The following is a 16715-nucleotide window of genomic DNA, read 5'->3' on the forward strand; positions in this document are numbered from 1 at the left end:
TTAACGGTATTGGTTGACCTGCACGTGTTGACCATTACCGGCCTGGATAACCGTGCTCGATAGCCCGGAACCCGCTTGCTGGATGGTCGCGCTGTTGCTGTTGCCGTTCTGGGAAATCTCTGCCCGGTTGTTGCTGCCGCTCTGGGTAATCGCGGCGCTGTTGCCGTAGCCTTGCTGGTTGATACTGGCCATCAGGTCGCTGCCCTGTTGCAGGATGTACGCCTCCTGGGCACTGCCCGACTGCACGATGCGCCCCAGCAGCGACTGGCCGTCCTGGCCGATCACGGCGCGGTTGGCCTGGCCGTTCTGCTCGATTGCCGCCTGCTGGCCGGGCGGGGCCGTGGCCGGCAGCCAGCTGGGCGCCTCGCCGAGGTCGGAACCGGCGGCGAGGTCGGCGTTGTCCATCAGGTCGTTGGCCTGCACCGCCTGGCCGCTCAGGGCCAGGCAGAACAGCAAGGGGGCCAGGCGGCGCATCAGGCACTCCTCCGGGTTATTGCACAGTGACCGGGACGGTACGCACCGTGCCCTGGCTGCTGCGGATGGTGGCCGTCGGGCTGGCGCTCGGGATCACCGTGGTGCTGTTACTCACCGTCAGCCGCCAGCGCCCGGTCAGCGGCACTGTGGTGCTACCCAGCGTGACCAGCCCGGTTGGGGTCGTGACCTGGATGGTGATGGTGTTGCCGGTGGTCACCGACGAAGTGCCGGCGAAGTCCCAGTTGAAGCGGTTGTTAGACCGCGCCTGGACGGTGGCGGTGGTCACCGTGAAGGTTTCCGCCGCTGGCCGTGGCGACACCTGCACGCTGACCGTGCCACTGCCCGACAAGGCCCCCAGCGAGTCCCGCGCCACGTAGGTGAAGCTGGTGCTGAACGCCGTGGTGACGTTGGCCGGTGGGGTGTAGGTGACCTGGGTGCCATCGGTGCTCACCGTACCGCGGCCCGGGGCCGGTTGGGTCACACTGTTGACCGCCAGCGGCAGGTTGCCTTCAGGGTCGGTGTCGTTGGCCAGTACGTTGATCACCAGCGGAACGCCGAGGGTCGCGACACTGTCATTGACGGCTGTTGGCGACTGGTTCGGGGCGACATTGACGGTCACGGTGGCGGCGGTGGATTTCAGGCCCTTGATGTCCTGCGCCTTGTAGGTGAAGGTGGCCACCAGCGGTGCATTGACCACCGCCGGAGGGGTGTAGATCACCGCAGTGCTGCCGCTCAGCGCCACGCTGCCCTGGCCGGTGGCCGGTTGGGTGAGGTCGGTGATGCTCAGCGGCGTGTTGCCGTCGGGGTCGCTGTCGTTGGCCAGCAAGTTCAGGGTCAGCGGTACGCCGAAGCTGGTGCTGCCGCTGTCGGCCACGGCCAGTGGCGGCTGGTTGTCGGCCTGCAACGGGGCGCTGCCGATGATTACCACCGGTTCGTTGTCGCTGCCGCCATGGGCGGATTTGACCGTGATGCTGGCCGGTGGCTGCGCCAGGTCGTTAACCGTCAGGCTCTGCGTGGTACCGGACTTGGACAGGCGACCGAAACCTTGGGCAACCAGGTCCGGTACCTGTACTTCATCGCTGGAACTGGCCTGGATCAGCAGGCGCTTGTTGTTCCATTCGTAGTGCGCGGTCTGGATCTTGACGATGTCCTTGAGCTTGCTGGAAATCGCCGTTGGCTGCGTGGCGCCAGCCGGATGGCTGGCGGTGAGCACCACCACTGGCGGCGGGGCGCCGGGGATCAGGTGCTGGGCGAAGTACAGGCCGTTGTTGTCGGTCAGCAGGTTATAGGCGCAGGGGGACGCCGGGGTGCCAGGCACCAGCGCAAGGGTTTCGCGCAGGCACAGGCTGTTACCGGCGGCGGAGTGGGCAAACACTTCCACGCGGGTACCGGCACTGGTGCGCCGGTAGCTGGCGCGCTCCATTTCGACAGCGGTCTGCGTGCGCGGGTCGAGGATTTTCCCGGACAGGCTGAAGACGTTGGTCTGGATCGACCCGGCCGGGCCTTGGATACGCACGAAGTTGGTGTTGTTCGGGCTGCCGGTCACTGCCTCGCTGAGGTTCGGGTCGCCGACGTAGGTTTCGCTGGCGCCGGTGTCCGGGTTCACTTCGGTGTAGGGGCCATTGACGCTGCGCAGGAACGGCCCGATGGCACCGTCCAGGGCTCCGCTGAAGTTACCCGGTGCGCCGATGCCGATGTCGCGGGTGATGTTGATCGCGCGGCGTCCGGCGGTGGTCACATTGACCGTTTCGACGCCGTACGGGTGGGTGATGACGTAGGTGCCGGTGCTTGGCACCGAGGCGCGGATGCGGATGCGGGCGAAGCTCTGCTGGTCGCCGTCCACCGGGTTCTCGGCGGCGAAGGCCGCTTCGATACCGGCCACGTAGACCTCCAGCTCATAACCGCTGTTGCCCACTTGCGGGATCTGGGTTTCGGCCAGGAACCAGAACATCTCCGGTGGCCAGTTGTCCGGGAATACCAGCGGCAGCGCGTCGTCGTAGACGCCCGGCTCCGGCAGCAGGGTGCACATGTAGGCCGGCGGGGTGCTGACCGGCACCCGCGTACTGGCGGCGCGCGACTGGCACAGCTCCATGCGCAGGCCGGTGTTGTCTTCGTACCACATCGGGTAGCGCCCGGTGGCCAGGGTGTAGGGGCCGGGGTCGACGGCGGCGAGTCCGGCCCAGGCGCTGCCGGTGAGCGTGACGGTGAGCCCGGCTGCACACAGCGCCAGGCGTGGCAATTTGTTCATGCTGCCTCCTGCTACGGAATGGGGCGTGATCGGCTTCATGGCACGATGACCACTTCTTCGCTGTCGCTGCCGCCGTTGCTGCTGGTCACCGTGACCTCAGCCGGCGGAATTGGCGACAACCCGGTGGTCAGGCTTTTCACCGCGCCTTCGCCACTCAGGGCACCGATGACGGCGCCGGTGCCGGTGCTGGCGCTGAGCACCGGCGGGGTGATTTCGTCGCTGGTCGAGGCGACCAGAGTCAGTTGCCCGGAGGCCAGGCTGAACTCGGCACGCTGGATCACCACCAGGTCGGTGAGCGCCAGACTGGCGCTGGTCGGGGTGCTGCTGGCGATGGCGGCGCTGTTGTCGGCGCTGACCAGCAGGTTGACCGGCAGGCTCGGGTTGAGCGCCGATTGGGCGTACCAGGCGCCGGTGTTGCTGGCTTCGCTGAAGGCCAGCGCCGGGGTCTGGCTGCTCAGGCTGACGCTGGCGGGCGGTGGCGGGGCGAGCACGAAGACATCCTGCTGCGCGCGTGGGTTGCCGCTTTCGGTGCGCCGCGAATAGGTGCTGCGCTGGGGGATTAGCGGCGTCGGGCGGACCACCGTGGACAGCTTGCCGGAGATCGCGAACAGTTCGGTGCGCAGGTCGAGGCCGTTCGGCCCTTCGATGCGCACGTAGTTGGTGTTGAACGGGCTGCCGGTGACCGCTTCGGTGAGGTTTGGGTCGCCGATGTAGCGCTCGCTCGCGCCGGTTTGCGGGTTGGTCTCGGTGTAGGGGCCGTTGACGCTGCGCAGGAACGGCCCGACATCGCCGCCCAGGGCGCCGGTGTAGGTCTTTGGTGCGCCGATGCCGATGTCGCGGGTCATGTTGATGGCCCGGCGGCCGCCAGCGGCTACGTCGAAGACGTCGACGCCGTAGGGGTGAGTGATGACATAGGTGCCGGCGCTGGGGACATCGACGCGGATGCGCACCCGGGCGAAGCTGATCTGGTCGCCTTCGACCGGGTCTCCGGCAGCGAAGGCCGCTTCGATGGCGGTGCCGTAGCTCAGGTCGATGCCGCGGGCGGCGTCGACCAGGGCGGCGTCGGCGGTGAACCAGAAGGCTTCGTCGGGGAAGTTGCTGGGGAAGTTGAGCGGTTGGGTATCGTCGAACACGCCAGGGGCCGGTAGCAGGCTGCACATGTACGAGGGTGCTCCGGCGGCGCCGGGGACGCGCGAACTGACGGCCTTCGACAGGCACAGGTCGAGGGTGCGGCCGTGGGTGTCCTGGTACCAGGCTGCGAAGCCGCCGTTGTCTTGGATGTAGGGGCCGGAGTCGACCGCGAACAGGGCGGCCTGAGCCGGAACCTGGAACAGGGCGGCGGCCAGCAAGGCCAGTGGATAGGGGGTAGGACGGTGCATGAGTGGTTCCCTCTTGCAATCGGGCCCAGGGGCGGGTCGTCTGCAGGGGCTTCGGCAACTTCCGTACCAATGTTTTGGTGCTGGGCTGTGGGGCAGGTGGGGCGGGGGTTTGCTGGATTTTCTGGGTTGCTAGTGGATCGGCCGGGCGGGGCGCATGCCCCAGTATTGGGGACAGTGGGGCGCCTACAAGGGACATGTACGCCAGCGATATCGCACGTCCTAGGCTATACATAACAGGGATCGGGCGCGGGAACCTGCCATGACCATCGAACAGACCCTGGACACCACGTCACTGCATGCCGCCGACACCGCGGGGGCAAGCGAGCGGCCGCCGTTCAACCTGCTGCGTTGGTACGCCGTGGTCAGCCTGGCCGTGATCGTCAGCGTCGCCGTCGGCCTGGGGCTGATCTCCAGCCGCTTCGTGATCAACGAAAGCGTCGAGCGCGACGCGCTGCTCACCGCCCAGTTCATCCAGTCGATTGCCTCCGCCGAAGTGCGCCATGTGTCCATTCCAAACATCCGCACCATGGGCGAACTGCTCGATCCGCGGCTCGATGAAGCCTTCCCCGAGGTTGCTCCCGCGGCTCGTCGCACCGCCCGCTGGGAATTTCTCGACCACATCGCGCACCTGCCCGACGTACTCCTGGCGAACATCTACGCGCCCGATCGCACGGTGATCTGGTCGACCAATTCGGCACTGATCGGCAAGCTGATCGACTCCGACGAAGACCTCGACCACGCCTTCGACTACAAGGTCCGGGTCTCGGCCAGCTACCACACTCTCGACGATGCCCGCAGCGAGCAGAAATTCATCGTGCCGCCGCAAAACCTGTTCATCGAGAACTACATCCCGCTGTTCGACAACAGCGGTGAACAGGTCACCGCCATGGTCGAAATCTACAAGGAACCGCGTGACCTGATCGAGCGCATCGAACAGGGCCTGCTGTTGCTCTGGCTGGGCACCGCGCTCGGCGCCGGTGCGGTGTACGTCAGCCTGTACCTGATCATCTACCGCGCCGCCAAGGTGCTTGCCACCCAGCAAAAGCAACTGATCGGCAATGAAACCGTCGTAGCGCTGGGGGAAATGTCCTCGGCCGTCGCGCACAGCCTGCGCAACCCGCTGGCGAGCATCCGCTCCAGCGCCGAGCTGGCCCAGGAGTTCGACGACGGCGCCGCCCACCAGCAGATCGACGCCATCATCAGCCAGGTCGACCGCATGTCGCAGTGGGTCCGCGAACTGCTGCAATCGTTGCGCCCGCTGACCGACGAGGTCGAGCCGGTCGATCTCGAACGGGCCCTGCGCGACAGTCTGCGTGCCTACGACGGGGCGATCAGCGAAGCACGGGTCAGCGTGAAGCTGGCCGAGCTGGGCGGGGTCCGTGTCATGGGCCAGGCCGGGACGCTGGTGCAGGTGTTCAACAGCCTGATTGCCAACGCCCTGGAGGCCATGCCCGACGGCGGCGAGTTGCGCGTAGAGGTGCTCCGGCAAACCGCCAAGAGCCTCAGCCTGCGCCTCTGCGACAATGGCAAAGGCATGAGCGGCAAGCTGCAAGGCATGGCCTTCAAGCCGTTCTTCACTACCAAACAGGGTGGGCTGGGTGTCGGCCTGGTGCTGGTGAAGCGGATCATGGAGCGCAGCGGTGGCTCGGTGCGCCTGCACAGCCGCGAAGGCGAGGGCACCTGTGCCGTGCTGAACTTCCGCATGCCCCCCCGCTAACGGGGACTTTTCCCCACTGCTGGTGCCAGCCCGAAGCCCCGCGTTCAACGCTAAGGTATTAATCTACAAGGTATAAGTTGCACGAAATATTTGGACACAGATTTGGCCGGGTAATTGCTCTTTAACATTACCGTCAGCCCAATCGAGGTGAATGCCATGTCCAGGCGCAACCCTTACCTGCTCCCCGTCAGCGCTGTTGCAGCGATGTTGCTGGCTTTTGAGCTGGCGGCCAGCCCGATTGACGATGTCGAGCCCCCGGAGCCGGGCGATCCGTCGCACTTCAACGACCCGCCCGCCGATCCGGCGGCGGCGCTGCTCAACCTCACCACACTGCCTGAAGCCAATATCGGCTCGTTCGACCTGCCCGATGGCGTCGAAGGCGACCGCGATACCCCGCGGGCCGAGAATAGCCTGCCGCCAGCCCAGCAGACCTCGTTCAACTACCCCACCAACGGCAAGCCCAGCCCGCTGTTCGGCGCGCAGCCGTTCAGCCAGCAATTGCTGTTGTTCGAAGAGTTCGGCCCCACCCGGCTGGACCCGACCACCCCGAACGGGCCGCTGGCTTTTCCGGCGCCGAGCATCGGTCCGGCGCCGCAGCAGGACCCCGCCCGCGTCGCCCGCAGTGCGCCGGCCGGGCCGCTGCTCGATGCCTTCCTCAAGCAGCCGGGGTTGACGCCGTTCCCCAGCCAGTTTGCCAATGTGGTCGACCGCAATCCCTGGCAGACGCAGATCGAGTTGTTCCTCAACCGTCATATCGGTGCGCCGGCCGAGGGCCGTCCGCCAGGAAAGGGCTGGTCGCACCAGCGCTGGAACGAGTTTTACCCGCAGGCCGCCTACAAAACCGCGCAGGCCGGCGCGCGGATCAACGGCGGCCTGCGCGACGCGATGCAGATGCACCATTACGCGGTCGGCGAATTCGGCCCCGGCGGGCTCTATTACAACACCGCCGGGCAGGCCAACACCCTCGGCACCACCAAGGGCGTCGATGTGCGCTTCCACCCGAACATGCCGCTGCAGGACCACAAATCGGTGTGGACCTTCGACGGCACGCTGCCGCCCAAACTGCTGATGGTGCGCTACGGCCAGCCGCTGCTGATGCGCCATTACAATGCCTTGCCGATCGACCCAGCGGCCAACCACGGCTTTGGCCTGCATACCATCAGCACCCATGAACACAACGGCCATGCCCCGGCCGAAAGCGACGGCTACGCCAATGCGTTCTTCTTCCCCGGCCAGTATTACGACTACCGCTGGCCGATCCAGCTGGCTGGCTACGACAGCATCAACACCCGTGCCGAAGACCCGCGCGCCGCGTTCCCCTGCGCGCCGGGCGAAACCCTCTGGGTCAACGACGCCAACCCCGGGCTGAAAACCTGCGACCACGGCAGCATCCGCATCCGCGGCGACTACCGGGAAACCATGAGCAGCCACTGGTTCCACGACCACATGCTCGATTTCACCGCGCAAAACGTTTACAAGGGCAACGCGGCGATGATGAATTACTACAGTGCCCTGGACCGCGGCAACGAAAGCATCGACGACGGCGTTAACCTGCGCCTGCCCAGCGGCTCGGCGCTGCCCTGGGGCAACCGCGACTATGACGTCAACCTGGTGCTCGCCGACAAGGCCTGGGATGCCAGCGGCCAGTTGTGGTTCAACCCGTTCAATACCGACGGTTTCCTTGGCGATCAGGTGCTGGTGAACTGGCAGTTCAAGCCGACCCTCGACGTGCGTGCGCGCAGCTACCGCTTCCGCATCCTCAACGGCTCGGTGTCGCGCTACTTAAAGCTGGCCCTGGTGCGCGAGATCAAGGGCAGCAGCGGTGAGTTCCAGGGGCCGAAGGGCTCCGGGGTGTCCTACGCACGGGTGCCGTTCCACCTGATCGGCAACGACGGCAACCTCATGGAGCACAGCGTGCCGTTCGACGGCAGCATGGACCTCGACGCCGACGGCGACAAACAGAACCACAACGCCATCCTGCCGACCCAGGGCATCGCCGAACGCTTCGACATCATCGTCAACTTCGCGAAAAACGGGATCAAGGCCGGCGACAAGCTGTTTCTGGTCAACCTCAAGGCCCACGACACCGGCAAGGGGCCGAAGGAAGACATCGACCTCGGCGAGGTGCTGTCGGAGAAATACCTGGCGGTGATCAAGCAGGGCAGCAATGGCCCACTGTGGGACAAGGGCGACCCGGCGGTGGGCAAGGTGTTGCAGCTCAACGTCAAGGCCTACAGCGGCCAGGACCTGGCCATGGACCCGGCGGCCTACGAACCGGCCAAACCGGGCAAGCCGATGGGCAAGGTGATGATCCCGCTGAAACTGCACCGCGACGACCCGGCCGACCAGGCGCGGCTGGCCCTGGCCCGGCACCGCACGTTCATCTTTGGCCGCTCCGACGGTAGCGACAAGGCACCCTGGACGGTGAAGACCGACGGCGGCTTCGGCTACCACATGGACCCGCGCCGTTTGTCGTCGGCGGTCCAGCTGGCCAGTGGGCCGACCGATGCCGGGGCCAGTGGCTTCGGCACCCTTGAAGTGTGGAAAATCCAGAACGGCGGCAACGGCTGGAGTCATCCGGTGCATGTGCACTTCGAGGAGGGGATCATCCTCAGCCGCGGCGGCAAGGCACCGCCGGAGTGGGAAAAATGGGCGCGCAAGGATGTCTACCGGATCGGCAGCGAGAAGGACGGTACCGACACGGTGGAGATGGCAATCAACTTCCGCGAGTTCGCCGGGACCTACATGGAGCACTGCCACAACACCCAGCATGAGGACAACTCGATGCTGTTGCGCTGGGACATCGAGCACCCCGGCCAGTTGCAGATGATGCCGACGCCGCTGCCGAGCTGGGATGGTGTGCAGTACATCAATTCCGCCGCATTGCCGACCTGGCGCCTGGGCGACGGGTTCGGGCCGCAGATCAAGGTCACCAACTAGGGGGTGGCGAGCATGGCGCGATTCGACGGTGGTTGGGCCTGGCTGCTGCTGGCCCTGGTGCTGGTGGTGCAGTTGAGCCAGGCCGACGAGCAGGCCACGCCTTGGGGGCGTGGCTATTTCCCCAATACCGAGCTGGTCGACCAGGACGGGCGCCCTGTGCGCTTCTTCGACGACCTGATCGAGGACAAGGTGGTGGTGGTCAATTTCATCTTCACCGGCTGCGGCGACTCCTGCCCGCTGGAAACCGCGCGGTTGCGCCAGGTGCAGCAACTGCTCGGCGAGCGGGTCGGGCGCGACGTGTTCTTCTACTCGATCAGCATCGATCCGCTGTCGGATACCCCCGAGGTACTCAAGGCCTATATGGCCAAGTTCAAGATCGGCCCTGGCTGGCGTTTTCTCACCGGTGAGAAGGATCAGATCGATGCGCTGCGCCAGGCCCTCGGGCTGTTCATCGACGGCATCGACAACGGCCGCAACCGCGACCATAACCTCAGCCTGATCGTCGGCAACCAGGCCACGGGTCGCTGGATGAAAGCATCGCCGTTCGAGAACCCGTGGATTCTGGCCGACCAGCTGGCCAATAGCCTGCAGAACTGGAAGCAGCCCAGCGTCGAGCAAAGTTATGCCGACGCCCCGCTGATTCGCCCACCGAGCCATGGCGAGACGCTGTTCCGCACGCGCTGCGCGGCGTGCCACAGTTTGGGCCCCATGGATGGGGAAACCACCGGCATGCGGGCGGTAGGCCCCGACCTGTTGGGGGTCACCGAGCGTCGCGAGCCGGTCTGGCTCAGCCGCTGGATCCGCGAACCGGATCGGATGCTGGCCGAGCAGGACCCGATTGCCGTCGAGCTGTTCGCCCGCTACAACCAGGTGCGCATGCCCAACCTGGGCCTGAACGAGGGCGACACGCAAGCGCTGGTCGATTTCTTGCACAGTGAACAGCAGCGTCAGCTGCGGCTGGCGGCACAACAGACGGGCAATGCCGCGCCGCCGTGAAGGTAAAGTGCTATCACCGTGCGTCGCGTCATAGCGAATGATGTCCACCCTCCACAGCGGGCTGCGCTATAAGCTTTTAGAGACAGCATCCCACCAGGAAGTGTCCCGATGCAGATGCTCAATAACGACAAAGCGACCCTTGCGGCGCCGAGCACTCCTAGCCGTGTTCGACATCAACGCCAGTTCAACCTGTTGCGCTGGTTCTCCCTGGTCAGCCTGGTCATCATCACGTCGGTGGCGGTGGGGCTGGGCTATGTCTCGACGGCCTTCGTGGTCAACGAAAGCGTCGAGCGCGACGCGATGCTCACCGCGCAGTTCATCCAGGCCATGGCCCATGCCGAAGTGCGCCATGCGCAGATCGCCCCCGGGGTGACCATGGGCGATCTGCTCGACCCGCGCATGGATGACCAGTACCCGAACGTTGACGCTGCGGTAGCCGCGGCTGCGCGCATCGAGTTTCTCGATCACGTCGAGCACCTGCCGGACACCCTGCTGGCCAACGTCTACGCCCACGATCGGACGGTGGTCTGGTCGACCAACCCACAACTGATCGGCAAGAAGATCGAAGCCGACGACGACCTCGACGAGTCGTTCGAATCGCGCGTGCCGGTGTCGTCCAGCTATCACAAGGCCGACGAGGACCGCGACGAGCAGAAATTCCTCCGCGAGCCGAACTACCTGTTCATCGAGAACTACATCCCGATGTTCAACAGCGACGGTAGCAAGGTGGTGTCGATGGTCGAGGTGTACAAGGAGCCGCAGGACCTGGTGCGGCGGATCCAGCGCGGTTACGTGCTGATCTGGGGCAGCACCGCCATCGGCGGCGTGCTGGTGTACCTGGGCTTGTTCTGGATCGTGCGCCGCGGCGCAAACATGCTGGCTTCGCAGCAAACCCAGCTGATTGCCAGCGAAACCTTCGTCGCCCTTGGCGAGATGTCCTCGGCGGTGGCGCACAGCCTGCGCAATCCCCTGGCGACCATCCGTTCCAGTGCCGAGCTGGCCCACGACGTGGCCAGCGTGCCGGCGCAGAAGAATATCGACGACATCATCAGCCAGGTCGATCGTATGTCGCGCTGGGTGCGCGAGCTGCTGGTGTCGCTACGCCCGGTGCACGACGATGCCGAGGCGGTCGACCTGCTCGCGGCCATCGACGACACCCGTGCGGCGTTCGCCCCGCAGATCAAGCGCAATGCGGTGCAGCTGCAGGTGCAGACGCCACCGACTGCCATGGTGGTGAGCCAGCCGGTGCTGCTCACGCAGATTCTCAACAGCCTGTTCTCCAACGCCCTGGAAGCCATGCCCGGCGGTGGTCGGCTGAGCATCGAGGTGAGCCTGCTGGCGGGCGGCCGGCAATTGCAGCTGCTGCTCAGCGACACCGGCAAGGGCATGAGCCAGCAGCAGGAGCGGATGGTCTTCAAACCGTTTTTCACCACCAAGCAGGGCGGCCTCGGGGTCGGCCTGGTCCTGGTCAAACGCATCATGGAACGATTTGGCGGTGCGGTCAGCCTGACCAGCCGTGAGGAGGAGGGAACCCGCGTCAGCCTGACTTTCAATGTTGCCGGAGGGGATCATGGAACACAGCATTCTGGTGGTCGAGGATGACGAGCTGCTCGCCCAGAACATCCAGACCTATCTGGAGCGGCGCGACTTTGAAGTAACCGTGTGCCACAGCGCCGAGGAGGCCCTGGAGCTGCTGCAGCAGTGCCAGCCCGATGCGGTGCTGACCGACAATTCGCTGCCGGGCATGAACGGCCATGAGCTGCTGCGCACCTTGGTAGCCAAGGCGCCGGAGCTCAAGGTGATCATGATGACCGGCTATGGCAACGTCGAAGACGCGGTCATGGCGATGAAGGAGGGCGCCTTCCATTACCTGACCAAGCCGGTGGCGCTGACCGAACTCAAGTTGATGCTCGACAAGGCGCTGGCCACCGAGCGAATGGAGCGCACGCTGTCCTTCTATCAGGAGCGCGAGGCGCAGAAGTCCGGGGTGCAGGCGTTGCTCGGCGAGTCGTTGGCGATGCTCGATCTCAAGCGCACCATCGGCCAGTTGCTGGAGGCCGAGCGGCGCATGACCAGCGGCGACCTGCCTCCGGTGCTGGTGGAGGGCGAGACCGGCACCGGCAAGGAACTGGTGGCGCGCGCGCTGCATTTCGACGGGCCGCGCAGCAAGGGGCCATTCATCGAATTCAACTGCGCCTCGATTCCGGCCAACTTGCTCGAAGCCGAGCTGTTCGGGCATGAGAAGGGGGCGTTTACCGACGCCAAGGACCGCCGGCTCGGGCTGGTCGAGGCGGCGGACGGCGGTACCCTGTTCCTCGATGAAATTGGCGAAATGGACCTGCTGTTGCAGGCCAAACTGCTCAAGTTGCTGGAGGACCGCACCATTCGCCGGATTGGCGCGGTGAAGGAGCGCAAGGTTGATTTGCGCATCATCAGTGCAACCAACTGCAACCTGGAGCAGATGGTGCAGCAGGGCAAGTTCCGTCGCGACCTGTTCTTCCGCTTGCGGATCATCTCGATCAAGGTGCCGCGGCTGTTTGCCCGGGGCGACGATGTGTTGTTGCTGGCCCGGCATTTTCTCGGTCAGCACGGCAAGCGCTATGGCAAGTCGCAGTTGCGTTTCAGCGCCGAAGCGCAGGCGCTGTTGCTCAGTTACAGCTGGCCGGGGAATGTCCGCGAGTTGCGCAACATGCTGGAGCAGACGGTATTGCTGGCGCAGCATGAGGTGATTGGACCGAACCAGTTGAATGTGTGCATGAGCCTGGTGGATGAGGCGGATGAATTGCCACCGGCGGCGCTGGTGGCGTCGCCGGTGATGCATGACAGCATGGATTCGATGAACCTGCCGGAGGTGGAGCGCGACATGGTGCGCAAGATGCTCGATCGCACCGACTGGAACGTGACCAAGTCGGCACGCTTGCTCGGGTTGAGCCGCGACATGCTGCGCTACCGCATCGAGAAACTCGGGCTGAGCCGGCCGGACAAGCGCCAGTGGTGAGCCGCTGTGGTTGATCTGTCGCCCCCCTGTCGCCCCCCTGTCGGCGCCGCTCGCGGCGCCTGGACGAGCGCCTGGCAGGCTGTGCCGCAGCGGCGGGCAAGCTGCACAAGGGCTGAAGATTTTTTGTCGATTGCCGGGCACAGGGCGTATAAACTGCACCCACTTTGCCGGTCGCTACCTGAACCGGCCACTGATACAAGAGAGTCGAGATGGGCGCACAGTGGAAAGCCAAGCATAGAGAAACAGCTGCCAACGCCAAGGGCAAGATCATGGGCAAGCTGTCCAAGGAGATCCAGATGGCGGCGAAGTCCGGTGCCGACCCGGACATGAACCCGCGCCTGCGCCTGGCGATCGAACAGGCGAAGAAGGCCTCGATGACCCGTGAGACCCTGGAACGGGCGATTCGCAAGGGTGCCGGGCTGGATGGCGATGCGGTGAACTACACCGCGGTTACCTACGAAGGCTTTGCACCGCACCAGGTGCCGCTGATTGTCGAGTGCCTGACCGACAACGTTAACCGTACCGTTGCGCAGATTCGTGTGCTGTTCCGCAAGGGCCAGCTGGGCGCTTCCGGTTCGGTGGCGTGGGACTTCAACCATGTCGGGCTGATCGAGGCGGCGCCGGCTAAACCGGATGCCGATCCTGAGATGGCTGCCATTGAAGCGGGTGCGCAGGATTTTGCCGAAGGTGAAGAGCAGGGGAACACCCTGTTCATTACCGATACCACTGACCTGGACGCGGTGCAGAAAGCGCTCCCGGAGCAGGGCTTCACGGTGTTGTCGGCCAAGATCGGGTATACCCCGAAAAACCCGGTAAGCGCGTTGAGCGATGAGCAGATGGCCGAGGTCGAGGCGTTCCTCGAGGCGATCGATGATAACGATGATGTGCAGAACGTTTACGTCGGGCTGGCGGGCTGATTCTGTTCGGTCTGGTTTAGGGGCGGTCGCTTTGACGGGCCGGCCCTGCCTTAGTTGTGGCGAGGTGCCCTCTGTTTTGGGCGTAGGCCCCGCCAATTCTGTAGACGTTTGTGTCGCGCGTGGCTCGCGACACGCAAGGGGCCGATGAGGCGCGTAGCGCGCTGTTTGCACAAAAGGGATTTTTGATCCACTTCAAACGTTGGTTGATGCAGGGGCGTTCATCAAGCAATCGTGTCTTTGCACCGTGCACAACATTTATCTGGGCATTTTTTTCCTATGAGCGAGCAATCCGCTATTCCTCCGTGTAGCGCCTGTCGAGATGGCCAGGCACTGGGCTTTGATTTCAGCATGGCGTTCCAGCCGATTGTCGATATACGGGATCACAGCCTGTACGCCTACGAGGCGTTGGTGCGTGGCCTCGATGGCAGCGGCGCCCTGACGATTCTTCGCCAGGTTAACGATGAGAACCGTTATGCCTTCGACCAGGCTTGCCGACTCAAGGCCGTGGAACTGGCGGCGAAACTGCGCATCCCGTGCCTCTTGAGCATCAATTTCCTGCCCAATGCCGTGTATCAGGCGGCTACCTGTATTCGTGCCACGCTAGCCGCTGCGCAGCGCTTCGACTTCCCTACGGACCGGATCATCTTCGAGATCACCGAGAGCGAAGAGCTGGTGGACAAGGAACACCTGAAAGGGATCATCCACGAGTATCAGCGGCAGAAATTCATGACTGCCATCGATGATTTTGGCGCCGGCTATTCTGGGTTGAACCTGCTCGCCGAGTTTCAGCCGGACATCATCAAGCTGGACATGGCCTTGGTTCGCGGCATCGATACCGACCCGGTGCGCCAAGCTATTGTCCAGGGCATACTTGGCGTCTGCCAGGTGCTTAACATCGAAGTGATTGCCGAGGGCATAGAAACGCTTGGTGAATTGCGTCAGTTGCAGCACCTCGGCATTTATCTCTTTCAGGGCTATCTCTTTGCTCGCCCTGCATTCGAAGCACTACCGGCTGTGACCTGGCCTGCGCCCTGAAGTGGGGGCGGCAGCGCAGATCAGTGCTGGGTGTCGAGTGTCTGGGCAAATGTGCCGATGACATCCACAACCTGTTGTGCCCCCAGTTGGATGTCCATGATTACCGTGCCGGCCTGATGAGCAAGGTGTACGCCTTGTTCTGCCTTGAGCGTACCGGATTGCATATTGGTAACCGCTTGCCTGGCCAGTTCGCGGTTCTTGCCCACCACGTCGGTGATCGCAACGGTCGCTTGACTGGTACGCCGGGCAAGGTTGCGTACTTCGTCGGCGACCACCGCGAACCCGCGACCTTGATCGCCTGCCCGGGCTGCTTCGATGGCGGCGTTGAGTGCGAGCAAGTTGGTTTGCTCGGCGATGCCCCGGATCGCACCGACGATGGCGCCAATCTCTTCGGACTGCACGCTGAGCGCGTTGATCACCTGGGTGACTTGTTCGAGTTCGTCGGCGATGCTTTTTACCACCGTGACGGTTTGCTGAACCACGCTGGATCCAAGCCTGGCGTGCTCGTCGGTTTGCCGGGACGTATCGAATGCCAGTTGCGCTGCTTCTGACTCGGTTTTGCGCTGTTCAACCTGACGGGTTATATCGGTGGCGAACTTAACCACGCCATACAGCTTGCCGTGGGCGTCAAACAGCGGGTTGTAGGTCGCTTGAAGCCAGACGATATCGCCGTTTTTTTTGACGCGTTGAAACACACCAGCGCTGTAGTCGCCGCGGTTCAAACCGGACCAGAAAACACGATAGTCCTCGCTGAGTACCTCGTCGGGCCGACAGAACATCTGATGGTGGCGGCCGCGAATGTCTTCCAGTCTAAAGCCCATGACGTTCAGGAAATTGGCGTTGGCATTGATGACCTGGCCGTTCAGGTCGAACTCGATCACCGCCGTTGAGCGATCGACTGCCTGCATGAAGCTTGATTCAGTCTGTGAGCGCAGCGTGCGCTCGGTGACGTCGAAGGCGACTTTGACAATACGTTGCACATTGCCGGCAGCATCGCGCACCGGCACATAGCTTGCGTCCAGCCAACGCCGCTCTCCGGCGCGCGTCAAGCGCAGAAAGTGAGCGCTGAAACTCTGCCCCTGCCTCAGTCGCTGCCATAACGCGTTGTACTCAGGGCTTTGTACATACTGCGGCTCGCAGAACATGCGATGGTGCTGACCGCGAATATCGTTCAGCGTGTAACCCAGCATGTTCAGAAACAGTGGACTGGCATCGAGCACTTCGCCGGTCGGGCTGAATTCGATGATCGCCATGGCGCTGTGCAGGGCGTCATGCTCGGCAGCAAGACCAGCCCGCTGTTCCTCACTCTCGCGCAGCGCGGTACTCAGTTTGCGGGTGCGCATGAACATGCTTGGGGCTCCATAAGGCGATGTATGTTGATTGAAGGATGAATGCAGTGAGTAACGCGCAAGAACCTTTGCAGCTACTCACCCGAGGTCAGTGAGCGAGTATCGCTCTACGGCCTGTACAGATATAAATAGTGTGTCGCTATCGAGCTGCTAGTGCTCCAGCTATCACGCTGAACGCCGAGGTGCTCAGCACCAGCCGATTTTCCAGCGTTGGCTATTCCTTAGCTCTCGCCAATCAAGCAACTGTTTTCGCCCGCTGTGGACGGCCTGCAGTTCAATCTGCAGAGGCGTACCTTCTTCGTCGCAAATCAGCTCGGTGACCAGGAAGTGTTTTTCTCGGTTGACCGGCTCACGGGCAGTCCATTTGGACAGTCCAAGTTTTCGTGGGTTGAATCTGTTCATGTGTGCTCCACCCGTTCGCTTCCCCGTCTTGCCATCACCCTCGGGCACCTGCTGAAGCGGCGTTGCTGGAGCCGATCATGGCAATGTGGTCACAGGGTACTCCGATATCAAAAGTTGTACAATAATTCAGCCTTGTACAATATTTTGTGGATCTGAGGGTGTGCAACGTTCAGGTCATCCCGAGCACGCGTCGACCCGCCGTGACAAGGGGGCATTTCTGCACAACCGATGAGACTTAAGTCCTATGGCAGCCCGGCGAC

General features: G+C 63.6%; 12 protein-coding genes and 1 pseudogene. 7 read left to right on the forward strand and 6 right to left on the reverse strand.

Going from position 1 to position 16715, the window contains the following annotated elements; translation table 11 throughout:
• From DCO48_RS13695 to DCO48_RS13705, 3 genes are read right to left on the reverse strand one after another with little or no spacing between them, the layout of a single operon-like run.
• Complete coding sequence (locus tag DCO48_RS13695) at positions 1-474, reverse strand: curlin (protein ID WP_116551144.1); 474 nt, start codon at positions 472-474, stop codon at positions 1-3.
• Between the two features lie 16 nt (positions 475-490).
• Entirely contained in the window at positions 491-2722 is a 2232-nt protein-coding gene (locus DCO48_RS13700; protein WP_116551145.1) for an Ig-like domain-containing protein, read from the reverse strand.
• Between the two features lie 35 nt (positions 2723-2757).
• Positions 2758-4101, reverse strand: coding sequence for a hypothetical protein (locus DCO48_RS13705; RefSeq protein WP_116551146.1), 1344 nt, complete (start codon positions 4099-4101; stop codon positions 2758-2760).
• 259 nt (positions 4102-4360) lie between these two features.
• Here DCO48_RS13705 and DCO48_RS13710 point away from each other — a divergent pair, with 259 nt between their 5' ends.
• The 7 genes from DCO48_RS13710 to DCO48_RS13740 all read left to right on the forward strand — a co-directional run bounded on the left by DCO48_RS13710 (position 4361) and on the right by DCO48_RS13740 (position 14704).
• Positions 4361-5818 carry a PAS domain-containing sensor histidine kinase gene (locus DCO48_RS13710; RefSeq protein WP_116551147.1) on the forward strand — a complete coding sequence of 486 codons (1458 nt, stop codon included), beginning with the start codon at positions 4361-4363 and terminating at the stop codon, positions 5816-5818.
• A gap of 204 nt (positions 5819-6022) precedes the next feature.
• Complete coding sequence (locus DCO48_RS13715) at positions 6023-8758, forward strand: multicopper oxidase domain-containing protein (protein ID WP_256584072.1); 2736 nt, start codon at positions 6023-6025, stop codon at positions 8756-8758.
• A gap of 12 nt (positions 8759-8770) precedes the next feature.
• Entirely contained in the window at positions 8771-9754 is a 984-nt protein-coding gene (locus tag DCO48_RS13720; protein ID WP_116551149.1) for an SCO family protein, read from the forward strand.
• Positions 9755-9862: 108 nt separating this feature from the next.
• Positions 9863-11356, forward strand: coding sequence for a sensor histidine kinase (locus tag DCO48_RS13725; protein ID WP_116551150.1), 1494 nt, complete (start codon positions 9863-9865; stop codon positions 11354-11356).
• Positions 11325-12752, forward strand: a complete 1428-nt coding sequence (locus tag DCO48_RS13730) for a sigma-54 dependent transcriptional regulator (RefSeq protein WP_116551151.1) — start codon at positions 11325-11327, stop codon at positions 12750-12752. Before DCO48_RS13725 ends, DCO48_RS13730 begins: the two co-directional genes overlap by 32 nt.
• 209 nt (positions 12753-12961) lie before the next feature.
• The gene (locus tag DCO48_RS13735) at positions 12962-13669 is read left to right on the forward strand and encodes a YebC/PmpR family DNA-binding transcriptional regulator (RefSeq protein WP_116551152.1); all 708 of its coding nucleotides are present in this window, start codon (positions 12962-12964) and stop codon (positions 13667-13669) included.
• Between the two features lie 276 nt (positions 13670-13945).
• Entirely contained in the window at positions 13946-14704 is a 759-nt protein-coding gene (locus DCO48_RS13740; protein ID WP_218276125.1) for an EAL domain-containing protein, read from the forward strand.
• A 20-nt stretch (positions 14705-14724) separates the two neighbouring features.
• On the opposite strand, the gene DCO48_RS23255 is transcribed toward DCO48_RS13740, so the two are convergent.
• From DCO48_RS23255 to DCO48_RS13750, 3 genes and pseudogenes are all read right to left on the reverse strand, one after another.
• Positions 14725-15186 carry a methyl-accepting chemotaxis protein gene (locus DCO48_RS23255; RefSeq protein WP_371919510.1) on the reverse strand — a complete coding sequence of 154 codons (462 nt, stop codon included), beginning with the start codon at positions 15184-15186 and terminating at the stop codon, positions 14725-14727.
• Between the two features lie 90 nt (positions 15187-15276).
• Positions 15277-16053: pseudogene (locus tag DCO48_RS23260) on the reverse strand (PAS domain-containing protein); the annotation flags it as partial.
• A 186-nt stretch (positions 16054-16239) separates the two neighbouring features.
• A complete protein-coding gene (locus tag DCO48_RS13750) occupies positions 16240-16455 on the reverse strand; it encodes a TIGR02450 family Trp-rich protein (RefSeq protein WP_116551155.1) in 216 nt (71 codons plus the stop codon).
• Positions 16456-16715 lie beyond the last annotated feature (260 nt).

This window comes from Pseudomonas sp. SDI, from assembly GCF_003105155.1.
GTDB lineage: Bacteria > Pseudomonadota > Gammaproteobacteria > Pseudomonadales > Pseudomonadaceae > Aquipseudomonas.